The sequence below is a fragment of the Shewanella abyssi genome (genome assembly GCF_023284025.1).
GTDB classification, from domain to species: Bacteria; Pseudomonadota; Gammaproteobacteria; order Enterobacterales; family Shewanellaceae; genus Shewanella; species Shewanella abyssi.
Window position 1 is genome coordinate 1 of record NZ_JAKIKR010000002.1, and the last position, 19,999, is coordinate 19,999.

General features: G+C 43.8%; 18 protein-coding genes. 14 read left to right on the forward strand and 4 right to left on the reverse strand.

Going from position 1 to position 19,999, the window contains the following annotated elements:
• A partial coding sequence (gene tnpC / locus L2755_RS01475) for an IS66 family transposase (RefSeq protein ID WP_248978981.1) occupies positions 1 to 788 on the forward strand: 788 nt, incomplete at its 5' end.
• Between the two features lie 298 nt (positions 789 to 1,086).
• Here tnpC and L2755_RS01480 read toward each other — a convergent pair.
• Positions 1,087 to 2,916 carry an ABC transporter ATP-binding protein gene (locus L2755_RS01480; RefSeq protein WP_248978982.1) on the reverse strand — a complete coding sequence of 610 codons (1,830 nt, stop codon included), beginning with the start codon at positions 2,914 to 2,916 and terminating at the stop codon, positions 1,087 to 1,089.
• A 169-nt stretch (positions 2,917 to 3,085) separates the two neighbouring features.
• Between L2755_RS01480 and L2755_RS01485 the strand changes: the two genes are divergently transcribed.
• From L2755_RS01485 to sstT, 7 genes are all read left to right on the forward strand, one after another.
• Complete coding sequence (locus tag L2755_RS01485) at positions 3,086 to 4,615, forward strand: Ada metal-binding domain-containing protein (protein WP_248978983.1); 1,530 nt, start codon at positions 3,086 to 3,088, stop codon at positions 4,613 to 4,615.
• Entirely contained in the window at positions 4,612 to 5,142 is a 531-nt protein-coding gene (locus tag L2755_RS22115) for a methylated-DNA--[protein]-cysteine S-methyltransferase (RefSeq protein ID WP_283102691.1), read from the forward strand. The genes L2755_RS01485 and L2755_RS22115 overlap by 4 nt, the downstream gene beginning before the upstream one ends.
• A gap of 125 nt (positions 5,143 to 5,267) precedes the next feature.
• On the forward strand, positions 5,268 to 6,590 hold the full coding sequence (locus L2755_RS01495) for a DEAD/DEAH box helicase (RefSeq protein ID WP_248978984.1): 1,323 nt from the start codon (positions 5,268 to 5,270) through the stop codon (positions 6,588 to 6,590).
• Between the two features lie 53 nt (positions 6,591 to 6,643).
• Positions 6,644 to 7,114 (forward strand): dual specificity protein phosphatase family protein, encoded by a 471-nt coding sequence (locus L2755_RS01500; protein WP_248978985.1) that lies wholly within the window; start codon positions 6,644 to 6,646, stop codon positions 7,112 to 7,114.
• A gap of 27 nt (positions 7,115 to 7,141) precedes the next feature.
• Positions 7,142 to 8,686 (forward strand): phospholipase D-like domain-containing protein, encoded by a 1,545-nt coding sequence (locus L2755_RS01505; RefSeq protein WP_248978986.1) that lies wholly within the window; start codon positions 7,142 to 7,144, stop codon positions 8,684 to 8,686.
• 90 nt (positions 8,687 to 8,776) lie between these two features.
• Positions 8,777 to 9,679 carry a chemotaxis protein gene (locus L2755_RS01510; protein ID WP_248979140.1) on the forward strand — a complete coding sequence of 301 codons (903 nt, stop codon included), beginning with the start codon at positions 8,777 to 8,779 and terminating at the stop codon, positions 9,677 to 9,679.
• A 189-nt stretch (positions 9,680 to 9,868) separates the two neighbouring features.
• Entirely contained in the window at positions 9,869 to 11,089 is a 1,221-nt protein-coding gene (gene sstT, locus L2755_RS01515; RefSeq protein ID WP_248978987.1) for a serine/threonine transporter SstT, read from the forward strand.
• A gap of 142 nt (positions 11,090 to 11,231) precedes the next feature.
• Here sstT and L2755_RS01520 read toward each other — a convergent pair whose 3' ends face one another.
• Complete coding sequence (locus L2755_RS01520) at positions 11,232 to 12,599, reverse strand: Gfo/Idh/MocA family protein (RefSeq protein ID WP_283102692.1); 1,368 nt, start codon at positions 12,597 to 12,599, stop codon at positions 11,232 to 11,234.
• A gap of 416 nt (positions 12,600 to 13,015) precedes the next feature.
• Here L2755_RS01520 and L2755_RS01525 point away from each other — a divergent pair, with 416 nt between their 5' ends.
• On the forward strand, positions 13,016 to 13,357 hold the full coding sequence (locus L2755_RS01525) for a hypothetical protein (RefSeq protein ID WP_428847767.1): 342 nt from the start codon (positions 13,016 to 13,018) through the stop codon (positions 13,355 to 13,357).
• Between the two features lie 58 nt (positions 13,358 to 13,415).
• Here the strand turns inward: L2755_RS01525 and L2755_RS01530 are convergent, their stop codons facing one another.
• Together L2755_RS01530 and L2755_RS01535 are read right to left on the reverse strand one after the other, a co-directional pair.
• Positions 13,416 to 14,069 (reverse strand): pseudouridine synthase, encoded by a 654-nt coding sequence (locus tag L2755_RS01530; protein WP_248978989.1) that lies wholly within the window; start codon positions 14,067 to 14,069, stop codon positions 13,416 to 13,418.
• Between the two features lie 291 nt (positions 14,070 to 14,360).
• Positions 14,361 to 14,954 (reverse strand): acyl carrier protein phosphodiesterase, encoded by a 594-nt coding sequence (locus L2755_RS01535; protein ID WP_248978990.1) that lies wholly within the window; start codon positions 14,952 to 14,954, stop codon positions 14,361 to 14,363.
• A 155-nt stretch (positions 14,955 to 15,109) separates the two neighbouring features.
• Here L2755_RS01535 and L2755_RS01540 point away from each other — a divergent pair, with 155 nt between their 5' ends.
• The 5 genes from L2755_RS01540 (at position 15,110) to secD (ending at position 19,997) form a co-directional block, all read left to right on the forward strand.
• Positions 15,110 to 15,271 (forward strand): hypothetical protein, encoded by a 162-nt coding sequence (locus tag L2755_RS01540; RefSeq protein WP_248978991.1) that lies wholly within the window; start codon positions 15,110 to 15,112, stop codon positions 15,269 to 15,271.
• 139 nt (positions 15,272 to 15,410) lie between these two features.
• Positions 15,411 to 16,448, forward strand: coding sequence for a tRNA preQ1(34) S-adenosylmethionine ribosyltransferase-isomerase QueA (gene queA / locus L2755_RS01545; RefSeq protein WP_248978992.1), 1,038 nt, complete (start codon positions 15,411 to 15,413; stop codon positions 16,446 to 16,448).
• Between the two features lie 184 nt (positions 16,449 to 16,632).
• Positions 16,633 to 17,766: a tRNA guanosine(34) transglycosylase Tgt gene (gene tgt, locus L2755_RS01550; protein ID WP_248978993.1), complete on the forward strand. Its 1,134-nt coding sequence runs from the start codon at positions 16,633 to 16,635 to the stop codon at positions 17,764 to 17,766.
• Between the two features lie 30 nt (positions 17,767 to 17,796).
• On the forward strand, positions 17,797 to 18,129 hold the full coding sequence (yajC, locus tag L2755_RS01555) for a preprotein translocase subunit YajC (protein WP_248978994.1): 333 nt from the start codon (positions 17,797 to 17,799) through the stop codon (positions 18,127 to 18,129).
• A gap of 17 nt (positions 18,130 to 18,146) precedes the next feature.
• Positions 18,147 to 19,997, forward strand: coding sequence for a protein translocase subunit SecD (secD, locus tag L2755_RS01560; protein ID WP_248978995.1), 1,851 nt, complete (start codon positions 18,147 to 18,149; stop codon positions 19,995 to 19,997).
• The last annotated feature ends 2 nt before the right edge of the window (positions 19,998 to 19,999 follow it).

A 19,999-nucleotide genomic window follows, 5' to 3' on the forward strand; every position in this document is an offset into this window, starting at 1 on the left:
TGAAATCCTATATGTGGGTTTATTGCTCTGGTGCGGATGGGCCGAGTATCGAACCTCGATATCAGGATTTAGACAGCATTGTTCTGTACGACTATCAAGACGGTAGCCGCGCGAGCACTTGCGTGAGTCATTTTCTTGCCACTGAACATACCGTGTTTAATGGTTATTTACAGGTCGATGGCTACGCGGCTTACCAACGGGCAAATGACAAACTAGTGGGCTGTTGGGCGCATGCGCGGCGTAAATTCAAAGAAGCGATAGTGGCACAAGGAAAAACAAAAACAGGCAAAGTTAGCAAGGCGGATATGGCACTGGGCATGATAGCTAAGCTGTACCGAATTGAAACGAAAATTCAATCACTCAGTCTTGAGGAGCGACTGTATTTTAGACGTACTCACTCAAGCGCACAGCTCGCCCTGTTTAAGCAGTGGCTAGATAAATCAGTTCAACAAGTGTCAAAGCAAAGTGCCCTCGGTCAAGCCATACATTACAGCCTCAACCAATGGTCAAAGCTGAGCCGTTACACTGACGACAGTGGACTCAATATCGACAACAACCGTGCTGAACGCGCCGTAAAACCGTTTGTGATAGGACGTAAAAACTGGCTGTTCAATCACAATCATCGCGGGGCTGAGGCCAGTGCCATTTTGTACAGCATCATAGAAACCGCCAAAGCGAATGGACTAACACCGTTCGATTACATCGAACACTGCTTAGAGCAGCTATCTTCACCTCACTGCGATCTCAGCAGGCTCTTACCCTGGCACGTCAATCTAAGCAAGGCGTAGTTCGTCGGACGCTCACGAGGTAATGAGGGAACATTAAGTTTAAAAGCTATGCTTAGTCTCCTGAAAGGCAAACAGCGCTTGATAATTGACGATGCCGTTATTGATATGGAAAGTTCTATATAAGGCATGAATCATGGTCGTCAGTGATACTAATGACACACTTCACTGCAGCGTATAACCCTATCTTAAACTGTCGGAACTATCAGGTAATTAATGCGCTTGTGATAAAGTAAAGCCACCATTGACGGTGGCTTTAAATAGATGAAGTGACCTTCTTCGATCATGACTCGTTGGTTAACTAGTCTACGCCCAAGAAACCACCCGTTTGATGAGCCCATAGCTGAGCGTAGATCCCATCGGAATGAATAAGCTCTTGATGGGTGCCTTGTTCAACTATTTTCCCTTTATCGATTACGATCAATCTATCCATTGCAGCAATAGTCGATAAGCGGTGTGCAATCGCAATAACCGTTTTACCTTCCATAAGTTGGTATAGGCTTTCTTGAATTGCAGCCTCTACTTCAGAATCTAACGCTGATGTCGCCTCATCGAGTAATAAAATCGGTGCATTTTTTAGCAGTACACGTGCAATTGCAACTCGCTGACGTTGACCACCAGACAGTTTTACGCCGCGTTCGCCGACTTGAGCGTCTAACCCTATGTTGCCTTCAGGATCGCTTAGGCCTTGAATAAACTCATATGCTTGCGAATGTTTGATTGCACTGGTTAATTCGTCTTCAGAGGCATCAGGGTTACCGTAGAGAATGTTTTCTCTAATGGATCGGTGGAGCAGGGAGGTATCTTGGGTGACCATACCAATATGTGCGCGTAGCGAATCTTGAGTCACTTGGGTTATATCTTGTTTATCAATAAGGATTTTTCCCGCTTCAACATCATGAAAACGCATTAACAAGTTAACTAAAGTTGACTTACCTGCACCAGAGCGACCAACTAAGCCGACCTTTTCTCCTGCTTTGATATTGAGATTTAAATTGTCTATAACACCGGTATTTTCACCGTAATGAAAACTCACGTCGTTAAAATCAATACAGCCTCTATCAACCGTTAGATCAGGCGCATTATCAATATCGGTGATTTCAGTCGGCTTAGATATTGTATTCATCCCGTCCGCTACGGTACCAATATTTTCAAATAGGGAGCTTATTTCCCACATTATCCATTGAGACATGCCGTTAAGACGCAATGATAAGCTAATGGCTATTGCAATGGACCCAACAGTAATAGCACTGTCACTCCATAGCCAAATTGATACCGCTGCAATACTAAACGCCAACATGTAATTAATGATTTGCACGCTAACATTTATCCAAGTCACTAGACGCATTTGACGATAAACGGTATGCAGGAAGGTCTTCATGCTGCCTTTTGCGTATTCAGCTTCTTTCTGGGTGTGAGAGAACAGTTTTACCGTGGTAATGTTGGTATAACTATCGACAATACGCCCCATCATGGTTGAGCGTGCATCTGCCTGTTCTGTCGATACTTTTTTAAGCTTAGGTAAGAACTTTACTTGTAAAGCAATGTAAACCAACAGCCACACAAGCATGGGTAGCATCAATCTTAAGTCGGCTTTTGCAATCATCACTACCATAGAAGTAAAATACACCAAGATATAAACCAATACATCGAGTAATTTAGTGACGGTTTCTCGTACTGCAAGTGAAGTTTGCATCACTTTAGTGGCAATACGACCGGCAAAATCATTTTGATAAAAAGACACACTTTGTTTGAGCAAGTAGCGATGAGCAAGCCAGCGAATGGACATGGGATAATTTCCCAGCAGCCCTTGGTAAACAATCAATGCGTGCAATAAGACCAGTGTTGGAATAACGACTAAGACAAGAATCGTCATCCCAAGTAACTTCATGCCCTCTTTTTCAAATAGAGTTTCAGGGTCATTATTGATTAGAAGATCGACCAGGTCGCCCATAAAACCGAATAAAGACACCTCTAAGATAGCTAGCAGCGCCGTTAAAATAGACATAATAACTAACGGTACTTCAAACCCTTTGGTGTAATGGCGACAAAAGGCATAGATCCCTTTAGGGGGTTGTTCTGGTTCTTCCGGGGGTAGAGCATTTACCCAAGATTCAAATCTCTTAAACATGTAATGTCTCAGTTGTTATTAATTGATTGTCAAAATGTTTCTTAATAGGGCTAGCATACTCGGAATTGAAGACCTAAGGGTAAGATTTTATCCAGTTCCGTTTTCCGCTAGTGGTAAAGACATTGATTGGGTAATATCCATTTAACGCTTCGACTCATACGGAAAAATAATGATCGATCATGATTGTACTATCGCCAGTGAGATTTGCCGAAAAGCGAGGCTTGCGCGAGATGCTAGGTTTGATGGTCAGTTTTTTACTGGTGTGATTACTACCGGAATTTATTGTCGCAGCATTTGCCCCGCAGTGAGTCCTAAAGAGGAGAACGTGCGTTACTTTGACTCTCCATTTAAAGCTGCCAATGCGGGCTTAAGGCCTTGTTTACGTTGTCGTCCCGACAGTGCGCCGGGTTCATTTGCGTGGAAAGGTGTGGCAACCACGTTAGAGAGGGCGGTCTCATTAATTGATATGGGGGTGCTTACCGGAGTTGACGCCATCAGTATCGAGCAACTATCAGCACGTTTGGGGGTAAGTAGTCGCTATCTGCGTAAACTCTTTACTGAAGGGGTTGGCACTTCGGTAAAACAATACGCGCAGTACCGACAGTTGATGCTTGCTAAACAGTTATTGCATCAAACAGAACTAAGCATCACTCAAGTTGGGCTTGCTGCTGGATTTAATAGCATCCGCCGTTTCAACGAGGTGTTTAAACAAATATTGAAATTAACCCCATCGAGCTTTAGGAAACAGGCTGTGCCTGTCAATACCAACACCCAAGTTAGTTGTCACTCAACAGTTATTGAGCCGGTGATCTGTGCTGCAGAACCGCTAAAACTGAGTGTCGAGTTGTTTTATCGTCCGCCATTTGCATGGCAACAACAACATGATTTTTATCAAATAAGGGCCGTCCATAATATGGAGTGGCTAGAGAGTGACAACAATTATGGTCGCAGTTTTACCACCAATGGCGTGAGTGGTTACTTCGATGCTAAGCATAATAAAATACGGAATAGTTTTAACATTGATATTGTATTAGAAAACGAGCAAGGTCTTGTAGAACTTAGCGCTATCATCGCCAATATTAAAAGGGTGTTAGATCTAGATGCCAATATGCAGGCGATAGAACAAGTGTTGCACTTGTTAGCGCCATTGCAGCAAAAAATCATCCCAGGGTTGAGATTACTTGGCACCTGGTCCTCTTTTGAAGCAGGATGCAGAGCAGTACTAGGCCAGCAAGTTAGTATCATTCAGGCTTCAAAATTGTTGAATCAGTTAGTACTTGCTTATGGTGAACGGCGTATCATTGCTAACAAGGAGGTCGTTTTATTTCCTACTGCAGAGGTTATAGCGAACGCCAGCCTAGAGGAATTGAAGATGCCGGGTGCCAGAAAATTAGCCCTTAATGCACTAGGCAAGTTTGTAACACAATACCCCGCTGCAGAACTTAATGATTGGCTATCAATTAAAGGCATTGGCCCTTGGACTATCGCTTACGCACAAATGCGGGGGGCGAGCAGCCCCGACGTGCTGTTGTGTGGAGATTTGGTTGTTAAAAAGCGAGTGCTAGCGCTTTATCAGCAGTACAGTGAAACCCCTAACCAGGCATTAGAAATAGATTACAGCGCTCTGACAAAAGATATCGCCACTACCGTCAGCCCTTGGGGAAGTTATTTAACCTTTCAGTTATGGAATTTGTCATGAAGCCGTTAATACCAATAGCAAAACTTAATTTTGATACTAGCGCAGGTGTTATCTCGCTTTGTGCCAACGCATTAGGGCTGTCTCATCTCAATTTCATCCCACAATCAACAGATGGTTGGCAGACGCGAGAATTGACCTTGGACAGCAGCGCAAACAGTGAGGCTATCTCGCTGGCTAATATGCACTTAAGCCAAGCAAAGAATGAACTGCTTGAGTATTTAGCGGGTGAACGACAACAATTTAATGTGTCTATTGCGCCGCAGGGGACCGAGTTTCAACAGCAAGTTTGGCAAGCGCTTAGCAAGTTAGGTTACGGTGAAACATGCAGTTATGCCGATATCGCAACCAAAATTGGTCGTCCTAAAGCGGTGAGGGCGGTAGGCACTGCTAATGGCGCTAATCCCATTGCCATTATTGTGCCTTGCCATAGAGTGATCGGTAAAAATGGCACGTTAACGGGCTATGCCTACGGTATTGCACTAAAGCAAAAGTTGTTAGAAATGGAAGGGATCTGTCTATTTAAGTAGTGGCTAACGCTCATGTTGGTTAAAACTCAGTGCTTGTTAACGGTATTTACCATCAAGTAAAAGCTTTTGGGGCTAGATTAGCGTAGAATAACGCCCTTATTTTTGATTAGGCAACGCCCGTAAATATGACTCAGCCAGACCTGACAACTAAAGCCACTCCAACCTCTGTGGATAATGCCGCTAATCACCGTTCATTTGCGGAGTTAGGCTTGATCCCCGAACTGTTAGCAACGCTTACAGCGTTGGATTATCAGTCTCCAACCGCGATTCAGCAAAGCACTATTCCAGCCGTTATTGCCGGTCAAGATGTGTTAGGTGGCGCGATCACGGGTTCTGGCAAAACAGCGGCTTTTGCACTGCCCATCATCCAGCTACTTGCTACATCGTCAAGGCAAAGTAAGCAGGGTAATGTTGTTTCTAGTTTAGTCCTGGTGCCAACACGAGAATTGGCGCAGCAAGTGGCAGATAGTTTTATGCGTTATGCACAAAACATTAAGCCTAATCTAAAAGTACTCGCCGTTTACGGTGGTGTGTCAACCAATACTCAAATGCTGAGTTTACGTGGCGGTGCAGACATTCTGGTGGCAACGCCTGGTCGACTACTCGACTTGATCGCAAGCAATGCCGTCAAGTTAAACAAGGTCAGCACTTTAGTGCTCGATGAAGCAGATCGTATGTTGAGCTTAGGCTTTACAGAAGAGATCACCGCATTACTAGCGCAAATGCCTGCTAAAAAGCAAACGTTGCTATTCTCAGCGACTTTCCCTGAAGAAGTGACGTCGCTAACTGAATCATTGCTTAACAAGCCAGTGGACGTTCAGCTGCAAAGCCAAGAAGAAAATACCTTGCTACAGCGGGTGATCACGGTTAATCGTAACCGTAAAACACCCTTGTTAGTACAGCTTATTAAAGAGAATGATTGGCAACAAATTTTGATCTTTGCCAGCGCAAAATATACCTGTAATCGTTTAGCCCATAAACTTGATAATGCTGGAATAACCGCCGAGATCTTCCACAGTGATAAAGCCCAAGGCGCAAGAACTCGCGTTCTAGATGGTTTTAAACGAGGCGAGATCCGAGTGCTTATTGCAACTGATATCGCCGCCCGCGGTATTGATATTGAAAAGCTGCCGATTGTGATTAACTATGAGTTACCACGCAGCCCTGCTGATTACATGCACCGTATTGGTCGAAGTGGCCGCGCTGGCGAGGCGGGTATAGCGCTATCATTGATTTCTCACGATGAATATCAGCATTTCGCCGTGATTGAGAAAAAGAACAAATTAAAGCTTGAACGTGAACAACATCCAGGTTTTGAAGCCGATAAAGAAGCGCCAGAAGACTGTCCATCACGGGTAGAAAAACCGATGGCAAAACCGGCGGGTAGCGGTAAGAAACACCGTAATAAAATGCCACAGGCAAACACTGACCTTTGGTCAAAAAAGTAACTCACCATTGTAAATTTTACTTCGTTTAACACTAAGGTTATTTAGGAATAAATATGCAGCACCTATTTTGGTTAGTAGAAGGACAAATTGCAGGACGCAGTGGCCCCAATAAAGACCCGTGGAATTTGTCTGAATTGAAAGAGGAGGGCATAGATGCCATTCTTTCTGTTAATAATGGCGAGTCCTGTGAGGGTGCTGATTTTTCATCAGCGGGTATTGAATACAAGTGCATCCCTTTTTCGCGTAATGCCCCACCGGAAACCGGAGATCTTGAGTATTGTGTCGAACAAGTTCCAAAAGCACTGGCTTATATTCGTGAGTGCGAAGCACAAGGCAAAACGGTGCTAATCCATTGCCGATCAGGTAAAGATAGAACAGGGCTGATTATGGCTTACTATTTAATGGACAACGGCGCCGCGCCATTGCATGCTGTAAGCCAAATAAGAGCGATACGTGATATTGCTTTTAGCGCTGATGGTTGGGATCAATTTGCATTTGATGTGCTTTATGCGTTACAAGAATAGGTATTAGTTAACAACTGAAGTTACCCAATGAAAGCAATCGGATTGCTGACAAGCTTATTCATTAAATCTATGTTTATCTGGGCAGCCATAACGCTATTGGTTGGCTGCCAGACTGCTCCCCAATACCCTGATAAAACATCTACATTCAAGCTCTCTAAACAAACACTATCAGTACTTTCTCAGTATGTGGCAGCTGATCTTCAAGCTAATCCTAGTTTAACGGGCGTAGTGCCATTGAGTGACGGGGTTGATGCTTTCATTGCCAGGTTGGCCTTAGTTAATGCAGCAACGACAAGTATTGATCTGCAATACTATATTTATCGTGCTGATGAGTCTGGCAGATTGCTGTTATGGCATTTATTAGATGCAGCTGATCGTGGAGTCAGAGTTAGAATACTGCTCGACGACATGGCAAGCAAGGATGCTGACAATACGTTATTGATGTTGGCAATGAACAAAAATATTGATGTTCGGTTATATAATCCATCATTTGAACGATATTTCAGAAATCTCGCCTTTATCAGTAGCTTTTCTCGTTTAAACCATCGTATGCACAATAAATCACTCACGGTAGATAACACCATTACCGTAGTTGGTGGTCGCAATATTGGTAATGAGTATTTCTCTAATAATACCGATGTCGATTTTGGTGATTTTGACTTGATGGCCATTGGTGAGGCCGTCGATGAGGTGTCGGATCAATTTGATCTGTATTGGAATGCGCCTTTAACCGTTGAAATCAATGCGCTTGCTGAGGTTGAAGTGACAGAGCAAGAGTTAACGCAAGCTCTGGAGTTAGTTGAGACCAGTAAAGCTAATTATCAAGATAACCCCTATATAAAGCGTTTGCTGAGCAGCCAGTTAATGCAGAGGATGGAAAGCCACTCATTATCTTGGTATTGGGGAGAGGCGAGACTTATTTATGACCAACCCGATAAACAGAACCATCAATCAGACTCAGACAGTATTTTGGCCAACTTGGGTAGATTTTTATCACAGGCTAAGCAAGAAGTGTTCATTGTATCGCCGTATTTCGTGCCCACCAGAGCAGGTGCGAACAGTTTAATCGATGCGGTTGAAAACGGTATTGAAGTTACAATAATCACCAACAGCCTTGCAGCAACCGATGTATTGGCGGTACATGCAGGATATCGAACGTATCGGCAACGCTTATTAGAGGCTGGGGTGAGAATATTTGAAGTTAAGGCCAGCCTCGATCAGAAACAAAGCAGTAGTTGGACAGGGAGTTCAAAGAGTAGCTTGCATGCTAAAACATTTATCATCGATAGATCGTCGATCTTTGTTGGCTCTTTTAATTTTGACCCTCGCTCTGCTTGGTTAAACACTGAAATGGGCCTCATTATTGACAACAGTGAGCTTGCCAGTGGCGTGGCTAATAGCATCGAGGGCAGCTTAGCTGAAAATAGCTATCGCTTATCAACGAGAGATGAGCAAATTGTCTGGCATGATGATTCAAAACAGCGAGAGATCTATACCGAGCCTGATGCAGGCCTTTGGATTAAGTTTTTAGTGGATTGCATCGCATTACTTCCCATTGAGTCACAGCTTTAATTGAGAGTTTGATGTGATTGGAGTAAAATTTGCTAGCGTTAGTCTGGGATCCGCCAACAAGATAAATTTAAAAAAAGAGACGGCAATATGATGAAAAGTAAGGCAAAGCAGTCCCAAGGATTATTACTATTTCAGCTGTCATATACTCAGTTGTTTGCGCTGGGAACATTGAAGGTACGTGAATTGGTGCCGTATAGCCCTTTAAGTGTTATACCTCATTCTCACCCGACTATATTAGGGGCCGCAACAATACGTGGCACGACTATTCCTGTTGTTGATATGGCCGCTGCCGTGGGTTACCGGCCTATATCGGCAGAGGAGCGTAAGGGTAGCTACATTATCATTACTGACTGTCAGCGGATGGTGATAGGTTTTCTAGTACGGGCTATCGATAAGATCATTGAATGTAATTGGCGAGATATAGAATCACCTCCCAATAACTTGGGCAAGAATGCTTTTCTGACGGGGGTGACTCGTATTGACGATAAGTTAGTGCAATTGCTAGACGTAGAGCTATTGCTGTCAAAAGTTTTTCCACCCAGTCCTGAAACAACACGAGCGATATTGACCGACGTACAGCGAGAACAGCTAAAGCCTCTGCACATTTTGCTTGTTGATGACTCAATGGTTGCACGTAAACAATTGTCTGATGCACTTGATAGTATCAACATCCCCTATCAGGTTACCGCTGATGGCCAGCATGCACTCGCTATTATGAAAGAAGCTGAAAAAAATGGTCAGGCGATTGATCTCTTAGTTAGCGATATTGAAATGCCAGGCTTAGATGGTTATGAATTGGCATTTGAAGTTAAGAATAATCCGGCAATTGCCGACGCCTATATCATCTTGCATACGTCGTTATCGAGTGAGATTAGTGTGAGTCAGGCGCATCAAGTTGGCGCCAACGAAGCGCTTACCAAATTTGATGCCCATGAGCTTATTGACGCTATGTTACGCGGCGCTAATAAAGTAAAAGCCATCGCTAATATTTAGGATCTTGTTAGTAAGATGCTACCTGAGGGTAATATCCAAGCCTAAATGCCTACCAAAGGTAGACAACAATGGTCACATCCGATACAAACAGTGTGGAAGGAAGATGAATTTTATTTAAGGTTTACTATTTTGCTGATAACCCTTAAATCAAATTGATACATACTAAAAATTATAATGACAGGTTAAGTAATGAATCAAAAAACATCACTGTTTGCCAAGTTAGTCCATGGCAGTCTCGTGCTACAAATTCTGGCCGGTATCATTGCCGGTGTCGTGTTAGCGACAGTATCAAAAAGTGGCGCAGAAAATGTCGCTTTTCTTGGTGAACTTTTCGTTGGTGCGCTGAAAGCTATCGCCCCTATTCTGGTGTTCGTTCTTGTTGCGGCTTCAATCGCGAATCAAAAAAAGAACGCCAAAACAAATATGCGTCCAATCGTGGTGCTCTACTTGTTTGGTACTTTTTGTGCGGCCTTAACGGCTGTTCTAATGAGTTTTGCGTTTCCTACAACATTGGTATTAGTGACCGGTGCTGAAGGTGCTACGCCGCCAGATGGGATTGGTGAAGTTATCAATACCTTGTTATTTAAATTGGTTGATAACCCAGTTAACGCATTAATGACCGGTAACTATATTGGTATTCTTGCTTGGGGTGTCGGACTTGGTTTAGCCTTGCATCACGCCAGTGATTCAACCAAGCAAGTATTTGCAGATGTAAGCCATGGTGTTTCACAAATGGTGCGCTTCATTATCCGCTTAGCCCCTATCGGGATCTTCGGTTTGGTATCAGCAACATTTGCAGCGACAGGCTTTGCAGCTATTGCCGGTTATGCACAACTACTTGCTGTATTACTCGGTTCAATGGCAATCATTGCATTAGTGGTTAACCCTGCGATTGTTTACTACAAAATCCGCCGTAATCCATATCCACTGGTCTTTACCTGTTTGCGTGAAAGTGGCGTTACTGCGTTCTTTACTCGCTCAAGCGCTGCGAATATTCCGGTTAACATGGCACTGTGTGAAAAGTTAAAGCTACATGAAGATACTTACTCGGTATCTATTCCTTTAGGGGCGACCATTAACATGGGCGGTGCGGCGATTACCATTACCATTTTAACGCTTGCAGCAGTGAATACTATGGGCGTTCAAGTTGATATCTTAACGGCCATATTGCTCAGTGTCGTTGCAGCAGTCTCTGCTTGCGGCGCATCAGGTGTTGCCGGTGGTTCACTGTTACTCATTCCATTAGCATGCAGCTTATTTGGGATCTCAAATGATGTTGCGATGCAGGTTGTGGCGGTAGGCTTTATTATTGGTGTGATTCAAGATTCTGCTGAAACAGGTTTGAACAGCTCAACTGATGTTATCTTTACTGCGGCGGCATGCGAAGCTGCTGAAAGAAAACAGAGCTAGCACATTGAGTATGACTTAGTCGTGATAAAACTAGACTTGGTATAAAGAAAGCCCCGCAGCATGACTGACGGGGCTTTTTTATTGTTCGAACGGGCTCTTGAGTCAGTTGTTGGCTAGCCTACTTGATAATTTTGCGAAGCAACTAGGCGCCGATAATCCCCAGTGGCTTTGCTGTTTTCCAAGCGCCGCGGGTAAAGTCGGGGAAGTTAACCGAGTTGCTACGGTTATTGACTGACTCTTCACTGAGGATACTGACCACCGACCATGCTGCACCGTCATAGACATCTTGATCTAGCGCTTCTCCATTTCTCAGACAATAAACCATTCTCCACAGCATCAAAAAATCCATACCACCATGGCCGCCATTTTTTTCGGCTTCTTGCCCCATTCGCTGCCAAAGAGGGTGATCGTATTTGGCATACCATTTAGTCATGTCCATATCCCATTGATGGAAGTTGCCATTACCGCCTTGTTCAATCGCAATGCGGTTTGGAAAGCCAGCGAAAACACCGTTAGTGCCTTGGATGAGATTATGGCGACTATAAGGCCTTGGTGTCGTCGTATCATGCTGGACCATAATGGTACGGCCTTTGGCTGTTTTAATTAGACTGGTGTTGATGTCGCCGTTGATAAAGTTGAGCTTGTTTCGTTCATGGTCTTCGGGAAACTCCCGTTGCGCATATAAGGCTCGACCTAGCGCTGGAGAACTCATTGAGGTTAAGTAATCGAAACGGTCACCACGGTTAATGTTCATATACTGCGATACAGGACCTAAGCCATGGGTTGGGTAGAGATTGCCGTTGCGTTTGGTGTGCCAGTAGGTGCGCCATGAACCTGTCTTATGGTTTATCTGTTTCATTTGCCAGCGCAGCTCATGGATATAAGCCGCTTCACCATGAAGCAGTTCGCCAAATACGCCCTGACGAACCATATTGAGTACCATTAGCTCATCACGACCATAGTTTACATTTTCCATCATCATGCAGTTCTTTTGGGTCTTCTCAGCAGTGTTGACGATTTGCCAGCACTCTTCGACGGTCAATGCTAATGGTACTTCGACGAAGGCATGTTTTCCGCTCTCCATCGTATTGATAGCCATGGGAGCATGCCATTCCCAAGGCGTTGATATAATAACAATGTCGATGTCTTTGCGGCTAAGTAGGTCGAGGTATGCTCGTTCACTGCCGGTATAGCGTGCGGGTACCTTAAGGCCTTGGCGTTTAACAAATTCGATTGATTTGTCCAGTACTTCGAGATCTGTATCGCAAATCGCTATTATTTCCACACCTTCAAGATGACAGAAATGTTTTACGTGTCCTGAACCGCGTTGCCCTACGCCAATAAACCCCACTCTTACCGTTTCCATTTTAGGAACCACCAACCCCATGACGCTTCGTCCTAGGGCCGGAGGCCTAGGTACAGTGCTTGCCGTGGCTGGAAAAGAAGATGTAGCCAGGCTAGCGGCAGCAAGGCTCGCTGTTTTCAAAAAATGTCTGCGATTGAGTTTCATTATCTGTCCTATATAGCCATCCCGCTGAATCCTGCGTCTTCAGGTAGGATAGGTATAAATAGAGTGGTGACCCGGAAGTCCATTTTTGTTTTTGTAATCAAACGAAGTTATATCAAATCTATTGGGATAACGACCAAAAAAGTTGTTTCGCTTTGTTGCACTTGTATTTTTATTCATGTTTACTAAAGTTATGCATATAAAGTGACTTATATCGCGTTTTTATTTCTATTGCTCGATACAATTTCATTGCAGAGATAATGGGCATTATTGTGGTACACATAATTTTAACAATTGATTCTAATAATATTATTTTTACAAGTTAACTATTTGGGGTAGTGAAGTCGATGGCTGTTGTGCGTAATGGGACAAAAGAAGTTATTCAAATTGAGAATAGAGCCAAACTCAAGGAGATTGAAATGTCGGTAGTCGAAAAGCGTAGACGTTTATGTTGGCAAGATACAGATCTTGAAACTAGAGAAGTGATTGGCCGCTGGGTTGATGAGAGACCGCTACTGGGTGATAACATCACCATTTACAAGCAAGCGGATACTTATTATCTAGAGACCTGGTACAACGATGGCTGTCACAGCTTAGATGAGATGATCTCAAATGAGTCTGCTGCAGGCGTAAAACTAGAAGATAAGGGCGGCAATATTTTCGGTGAGTATTTTATGCTGACGGCAAGTAATGATCTGATGTTCTGTAATTCTAGCTTATGTTATTACACGGCCACAAAGACTGAAGTGGCAGCAGCGTAATCTGTTGATTGTTGATTTTTAAAGGGGCTTTGCCCCTTTCTAGTCTGTGCTTTATCTTCTAAAAAGAACAATGGCTTTTAAACTGCATGTTTTTACCCGTATAGGGGTGAACAAAGCTGAGCTCTTGAGCATGTAGTTTTAGCCTTGGCGCAGCATCTATTACCTGCTTATCACCATAAAAATCATCACCCAGAATGGCGTTACCAATAGCAAGCATATGCACCCGAAGTTGATGGGTACGGCCTGTCACCGGTTTTAGCAATAACAGAGTACTACTCGCCCTAACTTCAATTGTTTGATAATGGGTTATTGCAACCTTGCCAATATCACTCACCTGTTGCATTGGCGGACTGGTTTTATCAGCTGCTAATGAGAGTTCGATGACGCCTTGAGCGTCTCTGAGATGTCCGCTCACTTCGGCAATATAGGTTTTCTTGGTTTTCCTGTCTTGAAATTGTGTTTTTAGGTTTGATTCTGCCTTTTTATTACGAGCAAACACCATGATGCCAGATGTTGCGCAATCTAAACGATGTACCAAAATCGCGTCTTTGAATCGTTGTTGAATGCGGCTGAGCGCACAGTCATGGGTATTGTTTGCGATCCCAGGATTAGACAGTAATCCTGATGGCTTATTAATGATAATAATGTCTCGATCGACATAACGAACATCTATCCAAGGAATACTAGGGGGTTGATAGGTAAATATTTGCATGAATTCTCCTGTTGCGAGGCAATTCTAGCAAAATAATCTCCGGCGACAAGTGGCAATTACCCTCTAGATGAATCTAAGTGGGAGAAGAGCCCTATTTTTGAGGATGAAATCGAGATTAGCATTCGGGTCAGCTCGATATATATCCCCATCCTACCTGAAGAAGCAGGATTCAGTGGGAGTTTAATGGGCTTTAATCAAGGCGGTAGTTAAGAATATAAAAGAGAGCGCTGTGTGCACTTCGAAAATGATGATGTTCACTCACTCATCATTTTCAACTGCGTGTTTGCTAACTTATAGGTATTCGGCAGGGGTATTACGAGTCCAAAGACGGCTGTATGCCATCAGCTGCGGATAAAAAGTGCGAAAAGCGATCTCTATTTCGATATCAAGTTTCTCTGCACAATCTTGAGCACCTTTAAATATTTCTGGTTTTGAAACCCGTTGTGCAACTGATGCGAGGGTTTGATTAAGACCCTTTCGGCTTCGATAACTGACTAACCAATTTTCTTGACGCATTCTAGGCGCAATACTTTTTAGCTGTTCAGGCAACTGCTCACAAGTATCGATTTCATTGTATGCATGACTGGCAAATTCACTCAAACTTTGATGATGATACTCATCCCAATACTTTGCTAGCATGTGGTCAAAGCAAATATCAACAATAATTGGGGCTGCGCGCGTCAACGACTTTGGAAATTTCGCGTGCAGTTCTTTGGTGAGTTCGTGGGTATCTGTCAGTTTATCTATTTGTCGGTGTAGCCAGATCCCTTGTTGTAGATGTTTTGGAAAACGTTCGATATTACCTTTTGCAAAGTCGCCAGCTAAGTTTGCGGCTAAAGAGGTGTGGCTAACATCTGCTAAATGTAAGTGAGCAAGAAAGTTCATATTTTATACTTGGTGATATGAGTACTTTCACGGTAACATGCAGTGCGATGCGAAGGAAATTCTTTATTTCAATTATTATGCTAAAGAGTTGGCTTCATGGATGTGCATCGTTTTATTGCAATTTCTCCCTTATATTAACGGTTTGAGGATCAAGGATGATGTGGAACTGGTTATCAAAAAAACTTGCTCGCACAGAGCAGCCCCAGCGCAGAAAAGTAGAAATCGATATTCCTTATGAGCAGCATAGTTATCGTATAGAAGATCTCGACATTGAAGCTGAAGTGCGCACAGAAGAAACTGAACATGAAAAAGCATAATTTCGCGTAAAATACCCGAGTTATATTTGATTAGTTTTATTTTAAAATGAATAAAGCGACTTAATTGTCCTACAATTGTTGATCTTATTTTGCTCTAGTCATAGACTAGCGGCCGATTTAAAGACAGTAGAGACTTTCCATGCGCGTTGCAGACTTTTCTTTTGAACTTCCTGATGAGCTTATAGCTCGTTATCCAACTCCTGAGCGCACTGCTTCTAGATTATTATCGTTAGACGGTAATAGCGGTGCATTGGCTGATCTGCAATTTACTGCCATTCTTGACAAAGTGCAGCCGGGTGATTTGATGGTATTTAACAATACCCGTGTCATACCAGCGCGCTTATTTGGCAAGAAACAGTCCGGTGGTAAGTTAGAACTCTTAGTCGAGCGTATGCTTGATGATAAGCGAATACTTGCTCATGTTCGTAGCTCAAAGTCCCCTAAAGTGGATGCTATTATCTGCTTGGATGGCGGTTATGAGATGAAAATGTGTGCTCGTCATGACGCACTATTTGAATTAGAACTGCAGTCTGATAAAACGATACTTGAGGTGTTAGAAGAGGTTGGACATATGCCGCTGCCACCGTATATCGACAGACCGGACGAAGATGCCGATAAAGAGCGTTATCAAACCGTTTATAACCAAACCCCTGGTGCTGTTGCAGCGCCCACTGCTGGTTTGCATTTTGATAATGCTATGTTGGCAGCACTCAAAGAAAAAGGGGTTAATACTGCATTTGTAACTCTGCATGTTGGTGCTGGCACATTCCAGCCAGTGCGTGTTGATAACATTCTAGAGCATAAAATGCATTCAGAGTGGGCTGAAGTGCCACAAAATGTGGTTGACTTAATTGCCACGACTAAAGCCAAAGGCCATCGGGTTATTGCCGTCGGAACCACCTCTGTACGATCTTTAGAGAGTGCCGCGAAAGCATCTTTAACTGAGCTCGAATCATTTTGTGGTGACACAGATATCTTTATTTACCCCGGATATCAATTCCAAGTTGTCGATGCAATGGTGACTAATTTTCATCTGCCAGAATCGACGTTAATTATGTTACTCAGTGCATTTGCAGGCTTTGATGAAGTAAAAAACGCCTATCAGCACGCGATTGCTCAAAAATACCGCTTCTTTAGCTATGGCGACGCCATGTTTGTGACTAAAAAAGCGAACTAATAGTAAAATATGCTTTAAAATACCCACCCACATAAAATGAGGTGGGTATTTTTTTGTCCTCATTTTAGTGCTTAATTTAATGCTAAGGGTTGATACTCAATTGTTTGCCCTTATCTCTAGTCTTAATCTACAACTCGATTGTCGAGTTAACTCAGGTCAGACTGTTTCTCTGGCGAGGTGAACAATGAAATTTGAATTAGATACAACCCAAGGTCGTGCACGTCGCGGTCGTTTAGTGTTTGAACGCGGTACGGTTGAAACGCCAGCGTTTATGCCAGTAGGTACCTACGGTACGGTAAAAGGTATGACACCTGAAGAGGTGCGTGAAACTGGTGCTGATATCTTGCTCGGTAACACTTTTCACTTGTGGCTGCGCCCAGGTGAAGAGATCATGCGTAAGCATGGTGACCTGCATGACTTTATGAACTGGCAGCGTCCAATTTTAACTGACTCAGGTGGATTCCAAGTCTTTAGCTTGGGCGACATCCGTAAGATCACTGAAGCGGGTGTGCATTTCCGCTCACCTATTAACGGTGAAAAGATTTTCTTGGATCCTGAAAAGTCGATGCAGATCCAAGACTCTTTGGGCAGCGATGTGGTGATGATTTTTGATGAGTGCACGCCATACCCAGCAACAGAGGACGAAGCGCGTAAATCGATGCAGATGTCTCTACGTTGGGCGCAGCGTTCACGTGATGAATTCGACAAGCTTGAAAATCCGAACTCGCTGTTCGGTATTATTCAAGGTGGTGTTTATGAAGACCTGCGCGATGAAAGCCTTAATGGTTTAGTTGACATAGGTTTTGATGGATATGCAGTCGGTGGCTTGGCTGTTGGTGAGCCGAAGGAAGACATGCACAGAATTCTTGAGCATGTATGCCCTAAAATCCCAGCGGATAAACCACGCTACTTGATGGGGGTCGGTAAACCAGAAGATTTAGTTGAAGGCGTACGTCGCGGCGTAGATATGTTTGATTGTGTTATGCCAACACGTAATGCTCGAAACGGTCATCTTTTTACCAGTGAAGGTGTTATCAAGATCCGTAATGCACGTCATCGCGATGATACTGCAACACTCGATGATAAGTGTGATTGTTATACCTGTAAGAACTATTCTCGGGCATACCTTTACCACTTAGATCGTTGTAACGAGATTCTAGGCGCTCGATTAAACACCATTCATAACCTTCGCTATTATCAAAGATTGATGGAAGGTTTGCGTGGTGCGATTGAGACAGGTACATTAGACGACTTTGTTACAGAATTCTATACTGGCCTAGGCCGGGAAGTACCAGAAGTTCCTGAATTAACCGATTAATTTTTACTCAGACAATAAGAAGAGACAACTATGTTTATATCAAATGCACATGCAGCAGATGCACCTATAGGCGGCGCTGGCGGCACTATGGAACTTATTTTCATGTTGGTCATTTTTGGCCTTATTTTCTACTTTATGATTTTCCGCCCACAATCTAAGCGCGTTAAAGAGCACAAAAACCTGATGGGTTCTTTGAGCAAAGGCGATGAAGTGCTTACCAGCGGTGGCATTTTGGGCAAGATTGCCAAGATAAGTGATGAGAATGACTATGTATTGTTGACTATCAACGAGACTAGCGAAATCACGATTAAAAAGGATTACATTGCGGCGGTATTGCCAAAAGGCTCTATTAAGTCACTTTAAGCCAAGAGGGCGATGGCGTGTTAAATAAATACCCAATGTGGAAAAACCTAATGGTGATGATTTTCATCGCCGTAGGTGCATTCTATGCGATACCAAACCTTTTCGGTGAGGACCACGCTGTACAGGTGGTTGCAACCCGCGGAGCTGAGGTGACAGCGTCGACTCAGTCGGCAGTAAATGATCTATTAGTAAACCAAGGCATCGCGGTTAAGCGCTCTGAGCTTGAAGACGGTCAATTATTAGTTCGTGTTAATAATGGTGAAGATCAGTTATTAGCTAAAGAGGTTATTGCTGATGCACTTGGCGATAAGTTCACCGTAGCGCTTAACTTAGCGCCGGCAACACCTGAGTGGCTCGAGTCTATGGGCGGTTCGCCTATGAAGCTGGGTCTGGATCTACGTGGTGGTGTTCACTTCTTAATGGAAGTTGACATGGGTGAAGCCGTTCGCAAGATGACCGAAGCCAAAGTTGCTGACTACAGAACTGATTTACGAGCTGAGAAAATTCGCTATGCGGGTATTCGTAATGGCGCCAAAGGTATCGAGATCAAGTTTCGTGATGCTGAGACCCTAGCGAATGCAGAACGCTTCCTTAAGTCTCGTAGTAACGACATGGTCTTTACTGACCGCTCAACTGGCAGTGATTATTTCCTTATCGCTAATCCAAGTGACGTTTATTTAAAACAGATCAAGGAAGATGCGTTACAGCAGAACATTACCACCTTGCGTAATCGTGTCAACGAGCTTGGTGTGGCTGAGCCTGTGGTACAACGCCAAGGCGCCGAGCGTATCATTGTTGAACTGCCCGGTGTTCAAGACACGGCTCGTGCAAAAGAGATTTTGAGTGCGACGGCGTCAATTGAATTCCACATGGTTGATCAAAATGCAGACGTTCAAGCGGCAGCAAGTGGTCGTGTACCAGCGGGTTCTAAGGTTTATCAGCGCCGTGAAGGCGGCCCTGTAGTCCTTAAAAAAGCGGTTATGCTCACGGGGACTCATATCCAGGGTGCACAACCAAGCTTTGATGAGTTCAGTCGTCCACAAGTATCGATTAACCTTGATTCAAAAGGTGGCTCTATATTCTCAAACGTGACTAAAGACAACATAGGCAAGCCTATGGCGACTTTATTCATTGAGTATAAAGATACTGGTGATAAGAACGATGATGGCAGCGTGAAGATGAAGAAGATTGAAGAAGTTATTTCAGTCGCCACGATTCAAGCTCGTCTTGGTCGTAACTTTGTCATCACCGGCCTCGGCCATGCTGAATCACAAAACTTAGCATTGTTATTGCGTGCTGGTGCGTTGATTGCGCCTGTCTATATCGTTGAAGAGCGTACCATTGGTCCGAGCCTTGGTCAGGAAAATATCGAAAACGGTATGCAAGCGATGATCTGGGGCATGGCGGTTGTCTTGCTCTTTATGTTGGTTTACTACCGTGGTTTTGGTCTTATCGCAAACCTTGCGTTAACGGCTAACCTAGTCATGGTTGTTGGTGTTATGTCGATGATCCCAGGCGCTGTGCTTACGCTTCCTGGTATTGCCGGTATGGTATTGACCGTGGGTATGGCGGTTGATGGTAACGTACTTATTTATGAACGTATTCGTGAAGAGCTACGTAACGGTCGTAGTGTTCAGCAAGCGATTCATGAAGGGTATGGCAATGCATTCTCAACCATTGCCGATGCAAACATTACTACCTTTATGACAGCGCTGATCCTATTTGCTGTTGGTACGGGTGCTGTCAAAGGCTTCGCGGTAACCTTAATGATTGGTATCGCTACTTCTATGTTTACCGCTATTGTCGGAACTCGTTCAATTGTGAACGCGATCTGGGGTGGTAAGCGCGTGAAGAAACTGTCTATCTAAGG